Annotated in this window: 12 protein-coding genes; 4 read left to right on the top strand and 8 right to left on the bottom strand. The window is 64.6% G+C overall.

What is annotated here, in order from left to right; all coding sequences use genetic code 11:
* The first annotated feature begins 7 nt into the window (after positions 1 to 7).
* The 3 genes from DMX12_RS25265 (at position 8) to DMX12_RS25255 (ending at position 2,006) form a co-directional block, all read left to right on the top strand.
* The gene (locus DMX12_RS25265) at positions 8 to 631 is read left to right on the top strand and encodes a lysophospholipid acyltransferase family protein (RefSeq protein ID WP_009683877.1); all 624 of its coding nucleotides are present in this window, start codon (positions 8 to 10) and stop codon (positions 629 to 631) included.
* A gap of 1 nt (position 632) precedes the next feature.
* Complete coding sequence (locus DMX12_RS25260; RefSeq protein ID WP_009683878.1) at positions 633 to 1,565, top strand: phosphatidate cytidylyltransferase; 933 nt, start codon at positions 633 to 635, stop codon at positions 1,563 to 1,565.
* A 96-nt stretch (positions 1,566 to 1,661) separates the two neighbouring features.
* Positions 1,662 to 2,006, top strand: coding sequence for a cupin domain-containing protein (locus DMX12_RS25255; protein WP_003251579.1), 345 nt, complete (start codon positions 1,662 to 1,664; stop codon positions 2,004 to 2,006).
* A gap of 151 nt (positions 2,007 to 2,157) precedes the next feature.
* Here the strand turns inward: DMX12_RS25255 and mmsB are convergent, their stop codons facing one another.
* Positions 2,158 to 3,045 carry a 3-hydroxyisobutyrate dehydrogenase gene (gene mmsB, locus DMX12_RS25245; protein WP_110679767.1) on the bottom strand — a complete coding sequence of 296 codons (888 nt, stop codon included), beginning with the start codon at positions 3,043 to 3,045 and terminating at the stop codon, positions 2,158 to 2,160.
* Positions 3,046 to 3,054: 9 nt separating this feature from the next.
* The gene (locus DMX12_RS25240; RefSeq protein ID WP_110679766.1) at positions 3,055 to 4,581 is read right to left on the bottom strand and encodes a CoA-acylating methylmalonate-semialdehyde dehydrogenase; all 1,527 of its coding nucleotides are present in this window, start codon (positions 4,579 to 4,581) and stop codon (positions 3,055 to 3,057) included.
* 132 nt (positions 4,582 to 4,713) lie between these two features.
* Between DMX12_RS25240 and DMX12_RS25235 the strand changes: the two genes are divergently transcribed.
* Positions 4,714 to 5,664: a LysR family transcriptional regulator gene (locus tag DMX12_RS25235; protein WP_110679765.1), complete on the top strand. Its 951-nt coding sequence runs from the start codon at positions 4,714 to 4,716 to the stop codon at positions 5,662 to 5,664.
* Positions 5,665 to 5,670: 6 nt separating this feature from the next.
* On the opposite strand, the gene DMX12_RS25230 is transcribed toward DMX12_RS25235, so the two are convergent.
* The 6 genes from DMX12_RS25230 to recC all read right to left on the bottom strand — a co-directional run bounded on the left by DMX12_RS25230 (position 5,671) and on the right by recC (position 17,386).
* Positions 5,671 to 6,162 (bottom strand): OmpA family protein, encoded by a 492-nt coding sequence (locus DMX12_RS25230; protein WP_054912325.1) that lies wholly within the window; start codon positions 6,160 to 6,162, stop codon positions 5,671 to 5,673.
* Between the two features lie 4 nt (positions 6,163 to 6,166).
* Entirely contained in the window at positions 6,167 to 7,438 is a 1,272-nt protein-coding gene (locus DMX12_RS25225) for a diguanylate cyclase domain-containing protein (RefSeq protein WP_110679764.1), read from the bottom strand.
* Positions 7,435 to 8,001 carry a YfiR family protein gene (locus tag DMX12_RS25220; RefSeq protein WP_110679763.1) on the bottom strand — a complete coding sequence of 189 codons (567 nt, stop codon included), beginning with the start codon at positions 7,999 to 8,001 and terminating at the stop codon, positions 7,435 to 7,437. The genes DMX12_RS25225 and DMX12_RS25220 overlap by 4 nt, the downstream gene beginning before the upstream one ends.
* A gap of 159 nt (positions 8,002 to 8,160) precedes the next feature.
* The gene (gene recD, locus DMX12_RS25215) at positions 8,161 to 10,236 is read right to left on the bottom strand and encodes an exodeoxyribonuclease V subunit alpha (RefSeq protein ID WP_110679762.1); all 2,076 of its coding nucleotides are present in this window, start codon (positions 10,234 to 10,236) and stop codon (positions 8,161 to 8,163) included.
* Positions 10,233 to 13,907, bottom strand: coding sequence for an exodeoxyribonuclease V subunit beta (gene recB, locus DMX12_RS25210; protein ID WP_110679761.1), 3,675 nt, complete (start codon positions 13,905 to 13,907; stop codon positions 10,233 to 10,235). The genes recD and recB overlap by 4 nt, the downstream gene beginning before the upstream one ends.
* On the bottom strand, positions 13,904 to 17,386 hold the full coding sequence (recC, locus tag DMX12_RS25205) for an exodeoxyribonuclease V subunit gamma (protein WP_110679760.1): 3,483 nt from the start codon (positions 17,384 to 17,386) through the stop codon (positions 13,904 to 13,906). The genes recB and recC overlap by 4 nt, the downstream gene beginning before the upstream one ends.
* Positions 17,387 to 17,662: the final 276 nt, after the last annotated feature.

Below are 17,662 nucleotides of genomic sequence, written 5' to 3'. Positions count from 1 at the left end.
CCTGCCTATGCTCGCCAACCTGACTGCTTATGTCATCACCTCGGCCGCCCGCCTGATTACCGGTGCCCGCGCCCTTTGGCTGGGGTGCTCGGCGCTGCCGGTGCAGCGCCTGTATTTCGCCAACCACAGCAGCCACGGCGACTTCGTGCTGCTGTGGGCCTCGCTGCCGCAAGGGCTGCGCCAACGCACGCGCCCGGTGGCCGGCGCAGACTACTGGGCCAGGCCGGGCATCCGCGACTTTCTTATCCGCAAGGTCTTCAACGGGGTGCTGATCGAGCGCCAGCGCAGCGAAGGGCAAGGCAACCCTTTGCAGCCGGTGCTGGACGCGGTGGCCCAGGGCGACTCGCTGATCTTCTTCCCGGAGGGCACGCGCAACCTTGGCGACGAACCGCTACTGCCCTTCAGAAGCGGGTTGTATCACCTGGCAGCCGCCCACCCGCAGGTCGAACTGGTACCGGTCTGGATCGCCAACCTCAACCGGGTGATGCCCAAAGGGCGCGCCTTGCCATTGCCGTTGCTGTGCACCCTGAGCTTTGGCGAACCGCTGCACCTGCACGCCGATGAAAGCAAGCAGGCGTTTCTCGAGCGGGCCAGCCAGGCCCTGCTGAACCTGGCCCCCAAGGATGCCTGACATGGACAACAACACCCTTTCCCTGTTTGCCGGTATCGGCGCCCTGCTGCTGCTGGCCAGCGTGGTCGGCCGCCTGCTCAAATGGCGCGCCGGCCCGGCGCCGCACGCCGTGATCGACAACCTCAACGCCCGCATCAATGCCTGGTGGGTGATGGTGGTGGTGATCGGCATTGCCTTTGTGTTCGGCAAGTACGGTGTGATCGTGCTGTTCTACGGTGTGTCGTTCTATGCCCTGCGCGAATTCATGACCCTCACCCCTACCCGGCGCAGCGACTACCCGGCACTGGTGGCAGCCTTCTACGTGGCACTCCCGGTGCAGTACGTGCTGATCGCCATGGACTGGTACGGCCTGTTCAGCATCTTCATCCCGGTGTACCTGTTCCTGCTGCTGCCGATCCTCGCCAGCCTGGGCGGTGACACCACACGGTTCCTCGAGCGTGCGTCAAAAGTGCAATGGGGCTTGATGATCGCCGTGTACTGCGTGTCGTCGGTGCCGGCCCTGATGACCCTGGACATCCCCGGCTACGAGGGCCGCAACCTGCTGCTGATCGCCTGGCTGATTCTGGTGGTGCAACTCAGCGACGTGCTGCAGTACGTGTGCGGCAAGCTGTTCGGCAAACACAAGGTGGCGCCCAACCTGTCCCCCTCCAAGACCGTCGAAGGCCTGGCCGGCGGCGTAGCGCTGGCCACCCTGATCGGCGCCCTGCTGTGCTGGATCACGCCCTTCAGCTTCTGGCAGGCAGCACTGATGGCCTTGGCCGTGAACGCCATGGGCTTCTTCGGCGGGCTGGTGATGTCGGCTATCAAGCGTGACCGTGGGGTGAAAGACTGGGGGCACATGATCGAAGGCCACGGCGGCATGCTCGACCGCATGGATTCGGTGTGCTTTGCAGCGCCAGTGTTCTTCCACTTTGTGCGGTATTGGTGGGCATAGCGCGACCAGACAGCTGGACGTCGAGCCCAGGCAACTGCGGCTCGGCCGATGGCCCTATGGTGACCCGTCATTCAGCCAGTCACCAGGAGTTGTGCCATGTCCGATTTCATCACCGTCCTGCGCGAAACCTGCCCCACGCCGGTCGTGGACGCCACCAAGTGGAAGCGCATCGGCGGCGATCCGCACACCGTGAACCTCAACGCCTACCTGTCGGCCGACGGCAGCAAGATCATGGGCACCTGGATCTGCACCCCGGGCAAGTTCGAGGTCAATTACGACAAGTGGGAGTTCTGCCACTTCCTCGATGGCTACTGCATCATCACCCCGGAAGGCGAAGAGCCGAAGCACCTGAAGGCGGGTGATGTGTTCGTCATTGAACCGGGTATGAAAGGCACCTGGGAAGTGGTCGAGACCGTGCGCAAGTATTTCGTTTTCGCCTGATCAGACACTCTACAACTAACGCTGTGGGAGCGGGCGCGCCCGCGAAACGGGCAGCGTGGTGGATGGCACCGGCTTTGCCGGTGTTCGCGGGCATGCCCGCTCCCACAGGGTTATGTGGCCACCTGGCCCGCGATGAAGCCCACCTCTTGCGTCAATCTTTCTTGCGATACCCCTCGACGATAGCCGAGAAGTCCTTGCCACCCTCGCCACGCAAGCTCATGGCCTGATACAACTGCTGGGCCACAGCCCCCAGGATCACCGGCTGGTGTGCCTGGCGCGCCGCTTCGGTCGCCAGCCCCAGGTCCTTGAGCATCAGTTCGGCGCCAAAGCCACCGGTATAGCCACGCGATGCTGGCGCGGTTTCGATGATGCCCGGCCACGGGTTGTAGGTGTCCGAACTCCAGCAACGCCCGGTCGAGCTGTTGATGATGCCGGCCAGCACCTGGGTATCGATGCCCAGCGCATTACCCAGCGCCATGGCCTCGGACACGCCGATCATCGAGATACCCAACAGCAGGTTGTTGCAGATCTTGGCGATTTGCCCGGTGCCCACCTCGCCGCAGTGGACGATATTGCGGCCCATCTGCTCCAGCACCGGCTTGAGGCTGGCGAACAACTCGGCGCTGGCACCGACCATGAACGTCAGCGTGCCGGCTGCCGCACCGCCGGTGCCACCGGACACCGGCGCATCGCCCATGTCCACGCCCTTGGCCGCTGCAGCCTTGGACACCTCGCGCGCGGTCTGCGGGTCGATGGTGCTGCAGTCCACGGTAGGTGTACCGGCACGAATACCGGCCAGCACGCCATCTTCGTTCAGGTATACGCTGCGCACATGGGCAGCGGCAGGCAGCATGGTGATCACCAGCTCGCTGTTGGCCGCCGCGTCCTTGGGCGACGGGCTGATCTGCCCACCCAGTTCGGCCAGCTCGGCGAGTACAGCCTTGTTCAAGTCGAACAGGTTCAACTGGTGCCCGGCCTTGATCAGGTTGCGGGCCATGGGCGCGCCCATGTTGCCCAGGCCAATGAATGCAATACGCATGACGTCTCCTTAGCGCAGGCTGATGGTGGTGTTCACGCCGTCGTTGACGCTGTCGTCGTCGAACCAGCGGGCAGTGACGGTCTTGGTCTGCGTGTAGAACTGCACCACTTGCTTGCCGTATGGGCCAAGGTCGCCGAGCTTGGACCCACGGGAGCCGGTGAAACTGAAGAACGGGACCGGTACCGGGATCGGGATGTTGATTCCGACCTGGCCGATATCGATTTCGCTCTGGAACTTGCGCGCTGCCGCGCCGCTTTGGGTGAACAGGCCAGTGCCGTTGCCGAACGGGTTGGCGTTGACCAGGGCGATGGCTTCGTCGAGGGTATCGACCTCCAGGGTAACCAGCACCGGGCCGAAGATTTCCTGGGTGTAGACCTGCATGTCAGTCTTCACACCCGAGAACAGGGTTGGGCCAACGAAGTTGCCGTGCTCGTAACCCGGCACCGTGACGTCGCGGCCATCGAGTTCCAGCTTGGCGCCTTCCTTGATACCGCTTTCGATCAGGCCCAGCACACGCTCCTTGGCGCGTTTGGAAACCACCGGGCCGACATCGGTGCCTGGCTCACACCCGGCATTGACCTTGAGCTTGCTGGCTGCTTCCTTGATGTCCGGCAGCCACTCACGGGCCTTGCCCACCAGCACCGCCACCGAGGTGGCCATGCAGCGCTGGCCCGCCGCGCCGAAGGCGGCACCGACCAGGGCATTGATGGTTTGCGTACGGTTGGCATCGGGCAGCACCACGGCGTGGTTCTTGGCGCCCATCATCGACTGCACACGCTTGCCGTGCTGGCTGGCCAGGTTGTACACATGGGTGCCCACTTCGGTGGAGCCGACGAAGGAAATCGCCTTGATGTCCTGATGAGTGCAAATGGCATCCACCACCTGTTTGCCACCGTGCACCACATTCAGCACCCCGGCCGGTACACCGGCTTCCAGCGCCAGCTCGACCAGCAGCATGGTCGACAGTGGGTCCTGCTCGGACGGCTTGAGCACGAAGGTGTTGCCGCAGACGATGGCCATGGGGAACATCCACAGGGGGATCATCGCCGGGAAATTGAACGGCGTGATGCCAGCGCATACACCGATAGGCTGGCGCAGGGTGTAGGTATCGACACCGCCGGCGACGTTTTCGGCGAATTCACCCATCTGCAAGGTGCCGATGGAAGCAGCGTGTTCCACCACTTCCAGGCCGCGGAAAATATCACCCTCGGCGTCAGCCAGGGTTTTGCCCTGCTCGGCGCTGAGCACCTGGGCAATGCGCTTGGTGTGTTCGCGAATAAGCGCCTGCAGCTTGAGCATGATGCGCATGCGCGCGCCAATCGGGGTGTCTCGCCAGGTCTTGAAGGCACGGTGGGCAGCGGCTACGGCTGCATCGACTTCTTCTACCGTCGCGAACGGTACGCGCGCCAGCACCTCTTGGGTGGCCGGGTTGACGATGTCGCGCCATTCGGTGGTCTTGGACTCGACCCACTGGCCGTCGATCAGCAGCTTCACCGGGTCGACCTTGGTCGGGTTCGGGGATTGCGGTGCGTTCATCTGCGTTCTCCTTGGAATTATTGTCGGGACGAGATCGCCAGCGCCAAGCAAACGCGAGGTGGCGTCCTGAGGCTTGTTTCGAGTATAGATGTGCAAACATCCAACAAGAACGCACAAAAAAACCGGATCATCATGCAAAAAGATCTCACATCCCTGAGCGCGCTCAACTGGGACGATTTGAAGTTTTTCCTTGAAGTGGCCCGTACCCGCAAGGCCAGCAGTGCCGCCAAACGGCTGAGCGTGGACTACACCACGGTGTCGCGGCGCATCAGCTCGCTGGAGGGGGCGCTGGGCACGTTGCTGTTCGAAAAGTCGCGCACCAACGGCTTTGTTCTCACCGCCGAGGGCCAGCGTTTGCTGGGCTATGCCGAGTCGATCGAAAGCACGCTGCACATGGCGTGCGAGCAGGTATCCGGGTCGAGCGTGGCGTTGTCGGGGCATGTGCGCATGGGGTGCACAGAAGGCTTCGGCAGTTTCTTCATTACCCCGCAGTTGAGCCACTTCGTCGACGCCTATCCGGCCATTTCGGTGGATATCCTGCCGCTGCCGCACTTCATCAGCCTGTCCAAGCGCGAAGCGGATATCGTCATCGCCCTGGAGCGGCCCGAGCATGGGCCTTATGTGTGCTGCAAGCTGTGCGACTACAGCTTGCGGCTGTATGCGACGCAGGGCTACCTGGACAGCCATGCGCCGATACGCCAGGTGGCTGACCTGGCCAGGCACCCGTTCATCAGTTACGTGGACGACCTGGCGTTCAGCTCAGAGTTGCTGTACCTGGCCAACTTGATTCCCGGGGCCAGCGCGCATTTGCGCAGTACCAGTGTGATTGCCCAGTACACGGCGGCGCTGCAGGGGCGCGGGCTGGCGATCCTGCCGTGTTTCCTGGCTGCACAGGATCCACGGCTGGTCACGGTGTTGCCAGAGGACATCGAGGTGACCCGGCAATTCTGGATGTATTGCCGGGAGGACCTGCGCAAGCTGAAGCGGATCACCCTGTTGTGGGATTACATTCGCGGGGTGACTGAGGCGAATGCGCCGTTGTTGATGGGGCAGACTCGGGAAATGCGCTTTGCCCAGCAGTGACGGGGCTCAGTAGGACGCCACCACGATGGACACGCGCCGGTTCTCGGTCCGCCCGGCGCTGGTGCGGTTGTCTGCCACCGGCTGGCTGCTGCCCAGGCCCTGGCTCTGGATGTTCTGCGGCTGCATGCCGACCCCGACCAAGGCTTTGGCGACGCTCTGCGCGCGGCGCTCGGACAACTCCTGGTTGTAGGCCGCCTTGCCCGACGAGTCGGTATGCCCGTCTACCCGCACACGCTGGATACCCACGCCCAGCAGTGCCTTGCCGATCCGCTCGACAATCGCCTGGCTCTGGCTGTTGAGGCTGTCCAGGTCACTGCCGAACAACACTTTGCCAGACAAGTCATACGCCCAGCCTTCATCGGTGGGGGTAAAGCCTTCGCGCTTGAGCACGGCAATCTGTTCCGGGGTCAGCCCCTTGGGCGGCGCGCTTTGGCAGCCGGTCAGCGCCAGCACAGCGAGCAACACGGCCCACAGTGGAAAACGTAAAGCCTGTATCACGGGTTCAGCTCCTGTTGTCGATAGGGTTGGCGGACCGTTCCGTCTGCGCCACTTGCCAATGGCCACGCCGTTTGCGCTTGGCCTGATACATCGCCGCATCGGCGGCATTCAGAAGACTGGCCGGGTCGGCGCCGTCTTCCGGGTAATAGGCGATACCGACGCTCACCGACGTGGCGACACTGCGGCCGCTGTCCAGCTGCACCGGCAGCTTCATGCTGGCGACGATTTTTTCGGCAATGTGCTCGGCATCCCGGCGCGTTTGCAAGGGCGTCAGCAGCACGGCGAATTCATCGCCGCCCAAACGCGCCACCAGATCATGCTCACGCAACTGGGCACGCAGGCGCTCGGCCACGCTGATCAGCACCTCGTCCCCCACCGCATGGCCCAGCGTGTCGTTGATCTGCTTGAAATGGTCACTGTCGAGGAACAGCAGCGCCATGTGATCCTGCTGGCTGGCTGCGTTGCGCACGCTGCGGCTCAGGCGCCCTTCGAAGAAGGCACGGTTGGGCAGGCCGGTCAGGCTGTCGTGGCTGGCCTGGTGGGCCAAGGTCTGGTTTTCGCTCTGCAGGTGGCTTTGCCACACTTCCAGTTCGTCCAGCAGGGCGTTGAAGTCATTCCCCAGCTCGTTGAGCTCGGCAATCGCCGTTTCCGGCACACGCCGATCGAAGCTGCGCTCGCGGCGGGCGGCGTGGGCGACGCTGGCCAGGCCGCGCAGCGGCCGGGTGATATCGCCGAGCAGGCGCCGCGACAGGTACTGGGCAGCCAAGGCGCTCAAAACCGTGCAACACAGAATACCGGCAAGCCCCCCCAGCATGAACAGCAACAGGCTACGCCCCTGGCCAACCAGTTCGATGCGCCCGATCTGTTGCTGCTGGTGCATGATCGGCAGCTTGACCGGTTCGTCCAGTAACGCGCTGGCGACCTGCGCTTCCAGCAGGGCAAGCATGCCCGAATCGGCACGTTGCCAGCGCGCCAGTTGCTCGCCTTCACCATTGAAGACCCTGGCCTCGGCCACTTCCTCGGAGCTGGCGATCAGCCCCAGCGCTTCACTGGCGGCGGCACTGTCATCGAACACCACCGCCGCCTCCACGGTGTAGCTGATCGACCGGGCAATCAGTTGCAGGTTGTGATTGGCGTAGACGCTCAAGGCCAGCACGCCCAACAGGGTCAAGGACACACCGGCCAGGCCCACGGCCAGCAAGGCGACATTTAGGTGTGCACGGCCCAGTACCGAGCGCAGGGTTGGGCGCAGGCTGCGCTTGCGGGTCGGCTTCATGGTTGCACCGCCCGGCGCCGCGACAGCTGCAGCACGCTGGGGTGAATGCGCACCCCGGAGCGCGCCACCGAGTCAAGGTTGACCTCGAAGGCCACCTGCTGGTCGCTGACCCGCAGGCAAAACAGGCTGCCGATGGTGCATGGGTCATTCGATTCGCTGATGCTCAGGACCGGGTAGCCGCTGACCCGCTCGAACAGCTTGTCACGCTGGCGCTGGTCGAGCTTGCCGATGTAGATCGCATCACACGCCTGAGCGACCTGACTGTCATCTGCCAGCAAGCGCTTCACTTGCAGCGGGCGGCCAGACTCCTGCACCTGGCCTTTGATCAGGTCGTCCGCGTATTCGGTGGGGCCGACCAGGCACAGGCGCAATGGAGACGGCTCCACCGGCCAGCGCGCGTAGCTGAAAATACCCAGCACGACCTGGGTGACGGCCTTGGCCCGTTGCTGCACCTGGGCGTTGGTGGTTGCGGTGTCCGCCCGGGCAGGACCCATAGCGATAAACAGGACGGCCAGCAATAGCGAAACCGCACAGCTTGTCACACGTCTTGCGGCCACATGCATGTGGGGAATCTCTCAAAATCCTTTCTGGTCTCGGCGCAACGATAGCATATGGCCGTATCAATGTCGGAAAGCGTGCACCGCGGAGGTGGGCACGGGCTGCGCCCGTGTTCGCGGGCATGCCCGCTCCCACAGGGGATCTCCACCTGGTTTCGGCCGGGGTCAGACTTGCTCCAGCATCAACCCGGAAATGCGCCTTACCTTGCGCGACACCGCTTCTTCGAAAATGCCCTGGCGCGGCTCGACCAGGCTGAAACAGTGCTTGGCGCGGGTGATCCCGGTGTAGACCAGCTCCTTGGTCAGCACCGGGTTCAGTGCGTCGGGCAGTACCAGTGCGGTGTGGCCGAACTCCGAACCCTGGGACTTGTGCACCGTCATGGCAAAGACCGTTTCCACTTCATTCAGGCGGCTGGGCAGGACAAAACGCACGCCGCCGCTGCCGTCATTACGCGGGAAGGCCACCCGCAGCAGCGGCTCGCCGCGCTCGTCCGGCAAACGCAGGGCAATGCCGATGTCGCCGTTCATCAGGCCCAAGCCGTAGTCGTTGCGGGTGACCAGCACCGGGCGCCCTTCGTACCAAGGCTGCTGGCTGTCGATCAGGCCGGCGCCGTGCAGCACCCGCGCCACCCGTTCGTTGAGCCCTTCGACGCCCCAGGCACCGCGGCGTACCGCACACAGCAACTGGAAGTCCTCGAAACTGTGCAACACCTTGCCCGCCCACTGCTCCCAGGCGGGGTCGTCGAACGGGGTCTCCAGCAATGGCCGATAGCGGCCAAGGGTACGCAAATAACTGCGGTACCCTTGTGGCCCTTCGCTGCCCTGGTTCAAGCCGTCGAGCAGCAGGCGGTCGAAGGCGCGGTCCTGCTCGTGCCTGAGCACCAGGCTGTGCACATCAGCCGGCGGCACGGCCAGCAGGTTGCGCGCCGCATGGGCGTCCTGCCGGTTGACCAGCCGCGCCAGCTGGCCAATCCCGCTGCCTTCGCCAAAGCGCCGCGAAAAGCGCAGCATCACCACTTGCTGGGCCAGCGGGTTGCGCTGTTCATCGCCAACCTTGAGGCCACTGCCAGCCAGCGATTCGCCACTGACCTGTTCGAGCCAGCTGGCGGTGGCCGGCGCGTAGTAGCCTTCTTCGGCGTCCCGGCACAAGTCACCCAGCACGGCACCGGCCTCGACCGAGGCCAGCTGGTCCTTGTCACCCAGCAATACCAGGCGTGCCCGCGCTGGCAAGGCGTCGAGCAGGTTGGCCATCATCTCCAGGTCGATCATCGAGGCTTCGTCGACCACCAGCACATCCAGCGGCAACGGGTTGCCCGCATGGTGGCGGAAGTGCCGCGAACCCGGGCGGCTACCGAGCAGGCGGTGCACGGTGCTGACGTCGGTCGGCACCTGCTCGCGTACCTGGGCACTGACCTGCAGGCGCTCGACCTGCTGGCCAATGGACTCGGTCAGGCGCGCAGCGGCCTTGCCGGTGGGTGCCGCCAGGCGGATACGCAATGGCCTGCCCTGCTCCACCGCCGGCGCTTGCAACAACGCCAGCAGGCGCACCACCGTGGTGGTCTTGCCCGTACCGGGGCCGCCGGTGATGATGCTGAAGCCGGCGCGGGTGGCCAGGGCGCAGGCGAGCTTCTGCCAGTCCACCTGGCCTGCCGGTGCGCCGCCCTCGAACAACTGAGCCAGGCGTTGCGGCAAGTCCGCCGGCGCTGCTTCAGCCTGGCTCAGGCGCAGGCGCAAGGTGTGGTCGATACGCCGCTCGTAGCTCCAGTAACGGCGCAGGTACAAGCGCTGGCCGCTGAGTACCAGTGGGCGCGCCTGCTGGCCCGGTGCGTCGCCAGCGGCCACCAGCGGGCTGGCAACGATGCGTTGGCGCCATGCTTGCAAGTCGAGGTTGGCCAGCAATTGCGAAGGCAACAGCAACGGGCCGGTCAGTGCGTCGCCCTCTGGCGGCAACGACAGGGCAAAGTCGGGCTCGGCCAGGGTTTGCTGCAGGTCGAGGCAGACGTGACCGTGGCCCAGTTGATGGCTGGCCAACGCTGCGGCAAGCAGCAGCAAGGGGTCACTGCCTGGGGCCCGCTCTTCCAGAAATGACACGAACGCACGGTCAAGCGGCCGTAGCCAGCCGCGTTCGACCCAGCGGTCGAGCAGTTGCAGCAGGTCACCGCTGTCAGTTTGCGGCGCCAGCGCCAGCAGGTACTCGGCGTGCAATGGGGTGGGCAACAGGTCGACAAGGCTACGGCTCATGACAGGGCTCCGGCAAACAGGTCCTGCTGGGTGGGCGGGTGCTCGCCACGGAACAGCGCATCCAGGCTTTCGATCAATTCACGCGGTGGCTTGGTGAAGTAAACGCCGTGCCCGCTGCTGCTGGCGCCCCGCAGGAAGATGAACAAGGCACCGCCCACGTGGCGGTCATAATCGTAATCGGGCAGCCGCGCGCGCAGTTGCCGGTGCAGGGCCAGCAGGTACAACACGTACTGCAGGTCGTAGCGGTGTTCGAGGATGGCATTTTCCATGGCCAGGGCATCGTAAGCCTGGGTATCCGGGCCAAGCCAGTTGGATTTGTAGTCGGTCACGTAATAGCGGCCGTCCAGCTCGAATGCCAGGTCGATGAACCCTTTGAACATGCCATTGAGCAGCGTCGGCTGCGCCGCCGGGCGCGCCAGGCCGGGGTGGGTGTGGCGTGCTACCAGACGATCCAACTGCTCGGCGTCGACACGCTGGCTGGCGAACCAGAACTCCATTTCGATCTGGTAAGTGCACAGTTCCCCGAGCGTCACGCTCTGCCCACTGCCGGGCAACGGCAAGGCCTCGTTCAGCAAGCGCTGCATCCACTGGCTGAGGGTGGGGATCCAACCCGTCCAGTCTCGGCGGTTGCAGCGCTGGCCAACGGTTCGCTCGATCAACTGCGGGTTACGGCTTACCAGGCTAAAGCCTTCGCGGCCCGCCCACTCCAGCAGACCGTGCAGGAAGGTGCCGGGGTTCGGCCCCCGCGGGAAGCGGTGGATATCACCGCTGTCGGCCGGGACTTCACGCAGCACCTGTACATCGACGACTTCGTCATCCTGCAGTTGCTGGGCCTGCGAGCTGTCGGCACCGAGGGTTTGGTCACCCACGCGCAGGGCGCTGTAGGAGGCGATCCACCAGTGCTCAGCGGCGGCGCGGCGTGGCTTGCGTGCCGGCAGTAATTCACGCGCGGCGTGGGGCATGCGATACACCTGCTGCTGCGCCGGCGGCAGGCCTGGGCAGGCGATGTGCGGGCAACCCGCGGCAAGGGCCTGCAACCAGTCGGCCAACTGCGCCGAACTGGCCAGGGCAAGGCCGCCACCCAGCAGATACCCCAACGCCGAGCGGTGCAACTGCGACGTTTTCTGGTTGCCGCGCTTGAGGTCGGCGACACCCAGCCAGCAGGCATGCTGGGCACGGGTAAGGGCCACATACAGCAGGCGCAGGTCTTCGGCCAGGCGCTCATCGTCGGCGCGTTCGATCTGCTCCTTGTCTGGGGTCAGGGTAAGGTGGGCGTGGCCTTCAGGGTCGTGCCAGGCCAGCGGCAGCCGGCTACCGTCCACAGGTTTGCTGGTGCAGATGAACGGCAGGTAGACCAGCGGATACTCCAGGCCCTTGGACTTGTGGATGGTCACCACCTTGACCAGCTGTTCGTCGCTTTCCAGGCGCAGGATCTGGTCCTCACCAGCCTGGCCAGAACTGGCCAGGTGCTCGGCCAGGTGGCGAATCAGCGCCTGTTCGCCATCCAGTTCGCCAGCTGCCTGCTGCAGCAACTCGGCCAGGTGCAGCAGGTTGGTCAGCACCCGTTCGCCATCGCTGCGGCGGATCAGCGTGCGCGGCAGCTGGAAGTCATGCAGCAGGTGGCGCAGCATCGGCAGTACGCCCTGGCGCTGCCAGGTTTCGCGGTAGTAGCGGAACCGCATGACCCAGCCTTCCCAGACCCGCTCGTCCTGGTTCAAGCGGTCCAGTGCGGGCAACGACAGGCCTAAGGTAAGGCTGGCCAGGGCCGCCTTGAGCAGGCGCTCCGAATCGGGCTCGGCGCAGGCCTTGAGCCAGGCCAGCAGGTCGTGGGCTTCCTGGGCAGCGAACACCGAGTCCTTGTCGGACAGGTACACACTGCGTACATCGCGTGCGGCCAGCTCGGCGCGCACCAGCTGCGCTTCGTGGCCATCCCGCACCAGAATGGCGATGTCTGACGGCAGGCAGGGGCGCAGTGCGCCTTCGGCACTGCGGAAACCGGCCGTGCCTTGCTGGCCGCCATTGAGCAAATCGACAATGTGGCTGGCGCAACTGGCGGCCAGTTGCTGGCGGTAGACACTGCCGGATACCGGCTCTTCGCTCTGCAGCTGCCAGCATTGCAGGGCAGCGCTGGCTTCGCCGTTGATCACCAGCTGTTCGCTACGGCCTTTGGCGTGCACCTCGATGAACGGCAACGGGTTGTCATCCGCACCGCGGAACAGGAACGCCCCGCGCCCTCCCTGACGCGCCTCGGCCTGCAGGAACACCTGATTGACTGCCGCCACCATGGCCTTGCTGGAGCGGTAGTTGGTGTCCAGGCTGTGCAGCCGACCACTGGTGGCCCGCCGTGCGGCGAGGTAGGTGTAAATGTCGGCACCGCGGAAGGCGTAGATCGCCTGCTTCGGGTCGCCAATCATGAACAGGCCGGTGTCCGGGCGGTTTTCGCCGATCTGGTAGATACGCTCGAAAATGCCGTACTGCACCGGGTCGGTGTCCTGGAATTCGTCGATCAGGGCCACCGGGAACTGCTCACGAATCAGCCCGGCCAGACGCTCGCCGGTTTCACTGGCCAGTGCGTGCTGCAAGCGCACCAGCATATCGTCAAAGCCCATTTCTGCCCGCCGGCGCTTCTCCACTTCAAACCGTGCCGAAACCCAATTGGCGGCATGCTCGAGCAGGGGGGCATCCGGGCTGTCCAGGGCTTGCAGGTGTTGCGCCAGGGTCTGCATGGCATCCAGGCCTGGATGCGCGGGTGGCTCGCCCTTCCAGGCCTCGGCCATGCCGGCCGGGGTCAGGCGGGTGAAGCCGGTACCCAGGTCGAGCTCCACCTGTTGTTCGTCCGTAGCCCACGCGTGGAGCTTGTCGAACCAGGGTTCGAAATAGCGCGCCTGCATCTTGCGGCCGTCGACCTGCTTGGCCGCCAGGGCATTGCGGCAGATCTGCCGCAGCTCTTCGGCCCACTGTAGCCAAGGTGCCTTGAGCCGGGCCAACTGTTCGCTGCGCTGCTGCAGCGATGCCTCGATCAGTGCCGCCGGTTCCGCGCCGTGCTGCTCGGCCCGCACCCGGCCGAACAAGGGGCGAATGCGCGGGAGCAAGGCGTCGGGGCTGACCCAATGGCTGCGCACCCACGCCAGCGCTTGGCCTTGCATGCTGTAGCAGAAGCGCCGCCAGTAATCGCGCATGACTTGGCCCAGCAGCTCGCTGTGGTCGGTTTCCAGGGTCTGGGTGAACAGGCTGCCGCTGTCAAAAGCGTGCTCGCGCAGCATGCGCTGGCACCAGCCGTGAATGGTCGATACCGCTGCTTCGTCCATCCACTGCACCGCAATTTCCAGGCGCCCGGCACAGCGCGGCCAGGCCTCTTGCGGGTAGTCGTCACGCAGTTGGTGCAGCAAAGGGTCGGCGCCCTCCAGCTCGCCACGGAAGAAGCGTGCAGCTTCTGCCAGGCGGGCACGGATACGCTCGCGCAACTCCTTGGTGGCGGCGTCGGTGAAGGTCACCACCAGAATCTGCGGTGGCAGCAGTTCGCGTGCAAAACCCTGCTCGCCGCCATGCCCGAGGATCAGGCGCAGGTACAGGGCGGAAATGGTGAAGGTCTTGCCGGTGCCGGCACTGGCCTCGATCAGCTGGCTGCCATGCAAGGGGAAACTCAACGCCAAGGGGCGGGCCTGGGTCATGCGCCTTTCTCCGGGTTGCCCAGGGTCTGCCAGGGTGCGGTGAACAATGGGCGGTACAAGGTTTCGCACCAGCCTTCAAAGGTTTCGTCGGCGGTGAGTGCGGCGAAATCACGGAACTGCCGAGCCAGGGCGATGCTTTCACTGCGCTCGCCGAAACTGTTGCGTTCATCGCCCTCGTAGGCGCGGGCCGCAGCGGCCAGGGCTTTGTCGGCATCGTCGTGGGCCAGCCAGGCAAAAGCGGTTTTGGCGGCGACCGCCAGGGGCGCGTTCATCGCGGCCTGGCGCGCCACCAGCAGGTCGCCCAACAGTTGCCCGGCGGCGCCTTGCGGCAACGGTGCCAGCAACAGGGTCAGGTCGCTGGCGACCAGGGCGCTATGGTAGGCGTAGCCTGCGGCACAGGCCGCCAAGTGGGTGACCCAGGGCGCGATCAGGCGGTGCCACTTCAGGTTGTTGCGCCCCGCACTGATGGTATTGGGCACGGTGGTAATACTCAGAAGGCTTTGGTCGTCGGCCTGGAATACCCGCCCCAGCCAGCCTTCGAGACGGTGCCGGCCGTGCTCGAAATGAACGGGCAAAGCGCCCTCGACCAAGCGCGGCCAGCGTTGCAGCAACTGCTGGTGGCGTTGCAGCAGGTCGGGTAACGGCTCGATCAACTCGCTTTGCAGCAGCTCGCCGAACCCCGCCAGTGGCAGCACGCCGCAAGCCTGCAAACGCCGGGCCTGAGCCTGCAGGGCCTGCTCGGCGTCGCCCGGTGCGGCCAAGGCGACACCGAGCAGGCTTTCACTGGCGCCGTAGCGCTGCAGGGTGTCGAGGGTGAAGGGTTCTTCGTCCGGGGTCGGCGCCTCCAGCGCTTCGAAGTACACCTTGAGGCGCTGACTGAAGAAATGCCGAACCGGGTGGCGCAGGAAGTCACTCAGCTGGGTCAGGGTAAGCGCTTCATCATCCTGATAGGGCGCCAGGGCTGGTTCGCCCTGCGGGTCGCCTTCGCTCTGCTGGTGCAACACTTGCCATTCGTGGGCATAGCTGAACAGCGGGCTGCCCTTCTGGAAGTAGCGCGGGCTGAACGGTTGCAGCGGGTGCTCCTGGGTCAGGGCGTGCAGCAGTTGCTCGCCAGCCTGTGTCGCCTGGCCCTGCTGTGCGCCGTTCAGCTGCCAACCTGCCGCAAGGTGGTCGCGCAACTGCCCGATCAACACCGAGGCCGGGCGTTCGCTGTTGTCACGAATACTGCGCCCGACCCAGCTGACGTACAGCTGGTCACGTGCCGACAGCAGCGCTTCGAGCAGCAGATAACGATCGTCCTCACGGCGTGAGCGATCACCGGGGCGGTAGTCGCTGGCCATCAGGTCGAAGTCCAGCGGCTGCTGGGCGCGGGGGTAATCACCATCGTTCATGCCCAGCAGGCACACCACCCGAAATGGGATCGCACGCATGGGCATGAGCGTGCAAAAATTCACCGAGCCCGCCAGGAAACGTTGCGACAGCTTGCCTTGGTCCAGCCCCGACAGCCAGGCCTCGCGCACCACGGTCAATGGCAGAGGGTCCTGCAGGCCGACCGTTTCGCATACTTCAAGCCAGCTATCGCGCAGATCCTGCAACTGGATCAGCAGGAATTCGTCGTGCTCGTCCTCGGCCAGGAAGAACACATGCAACAGGGCATGCAGGCGCTCGCCCCACTGGCTGAGGGTGGCCGGTTCGGCCAGGGCCTGGCAGGCGACATCCAGTGCGTCGAGCAGGGCCACCAGCGGGCCGATCAGGGCTGCGTCCAGACCACCGATTTCATCGTACGGCTCAATACCGTCACACGCTTCGCCCACGCCTACGGCATACCCCAACAGCATGCGTCGCAAACCAAAGCGCCAGGTGTTCTGTTCAAGCCCGGCGGGCAGGCCAAGGCTGGCTCGCTGCTCGGCATCGAGGCCCCAGCGAATGCCTGCGCCTTCGATCCAGCGGTGCAGGGTAGGCAGGTCGTTTTCGCGGATACCGAACCGGGCTCTTACCGCCGGGACATCCAGCAGGTCGAGCACTTCGCTGACGGCGAAACGGCTGTCCGGCAGCTTGAGCAGGTGTTCCAGCGCAATCAGCAGAGGTTCCCGGCCACGCTGCCCTTGATCGGTCAGGGTGAACGGTATGTAACGGGGGTCATTGCGCTGCAGTTGGCCGAAAACGGCGCGGATGTGCGGCGCGTAAGTATCGATGGCCGGCAGCATGACGATGACATCACGCGGGCGCAATGTGGGGTCGGCACTGAAGCGGGCCAACAGCTGGTCGTGGAGAATCTCCACTTCGCGCTGGGGGCTGTGGGCAATGTGAAAACGGATCGAGCGGTCGTTGGCGGGATCGACTGGCGGCCACAGCGCGCGCGTTTCTGCCAGCGGGCGGAGTTCGAGAATGTCGTCCTGCAATTGATTGAGCAGCGTGGCGGGTGAACCATCGCTGAACAGGTCGATGCGACCATCGCTGAACACGCCTTGGTAGCTACCCGGGTCGTCGTAGCTGTCGAGCAAGTTGATGTAGTCTCGGCCTTGCTTGCCCCACGCAGCCAGTAATGGGTGTGCGTGTTGGTGCAGGGCCTGGTCGTCGAGCTGCAAGGGCATGCCTTGTTTGCGCTGCTGACGCTTGTACTGGTGGCGCAGCAGGTCTTTGTCGGCAACGATGTCCGCCCAGTGGTGGCGACAAGGGTTGTGCACGCACAACAACACCTGGCTGAAGCGCGCGAGGCCGGCCAATGCCTCCAAGGCCTGGGCCGGCAACGACGAGATACCGAACACGATCACCCGCGAGGGTAACCCGGGGGGAGCCTGTTCCAGGCTATTGATACGTTCGATGAAGCGCTGGTGCACGCCGGCCCGGCTTTGCGCCATGCCTTTTTCGCCGACGTCTTCCAGCAAGGCCTTCCACAGCTCGGCCTGCCAGCGGTTAGCCGGGGGCAGGGCCTTGCGTTCGCCACGGGCGGTGTTCAGCACGTGCTCACCCGCTGCCCAGTCCCTGAGCCAGTCGGCCCGGTAGACCTGATACTGGTCGAACAGATCGGCCAGGCGCTCGGACAGCTGGTAGCGCTTGCGCAGGTCACCGTCATCCGTCAGGAAGCGGCGCAACGGCTCGAAGTGCGGGCGCTCGATCAGCGCTGGTAGCAGACGCATCAGGCGCCAGGTCAGCGGCGCTTTGTCGAGCAGGGATACCTCGGGAATTTCATCGCGCCCCAGCACGCTGCGGTACAACTGCCACATGAAGCTGCCGGGAAGTTGAACCTCGATTGCAGCGGCGATGCCGCAGCCACCTTGGTCGTCCTCCAGCGGGTCTTCCGCCAGCGCCAGCTTGAGCCATTGAGCGATACCGTTACTCTGCACCAGGGCGATTTCGTTTTCCAACGGTGCCAGCGGGTAACGACGCATCCAGCTCACCACAAGGCTGCGCAAATCGTCGAGGCGGTTGCCGTGGACGATCATGAAGCCGGGGTGAAGATGGGTGGTGTGGGGCATCGGAAACTCTCTGGCAGGTGCTGAGCTGAGGTTGGTGGGGGAAACGATATCACGCGTGATGCGTTCCCTGGGGGGCATGGCACGGGCTTCGCCCGTGTTCGCGGGCACGCCCGCTCCCACAGTGATGGTGCCGGGGATTATTTTTGGCCCACAAAGACAAAACCCCTACCTGCATGCGCAGATAGGGGTTTTGCGAAATGAATCTTGACGATGACCTACTCTCACATGGGGAAACCCCACACTACCATCGGCGATGCATCGTTTCACTGCTGAGTT

Source organism: Pseudomonas sp. MB-090624 (genome assembly GCF_003205245.1).
In the GTDB taxonomy this organism is placed as follows: domain Bacteria; phylum Pseudomonadota; class Gammaproteobacteria; order Pseudomonadales; family Pseudomonadaceae; genus Aquipseudomonas; species Aquipseudomonas juntendi.
The sequence above is the reverse complement of the archived record's forward strand: the minus strand, read 5'-3'. Positions and strand labels throughout refer to the sequence as shown.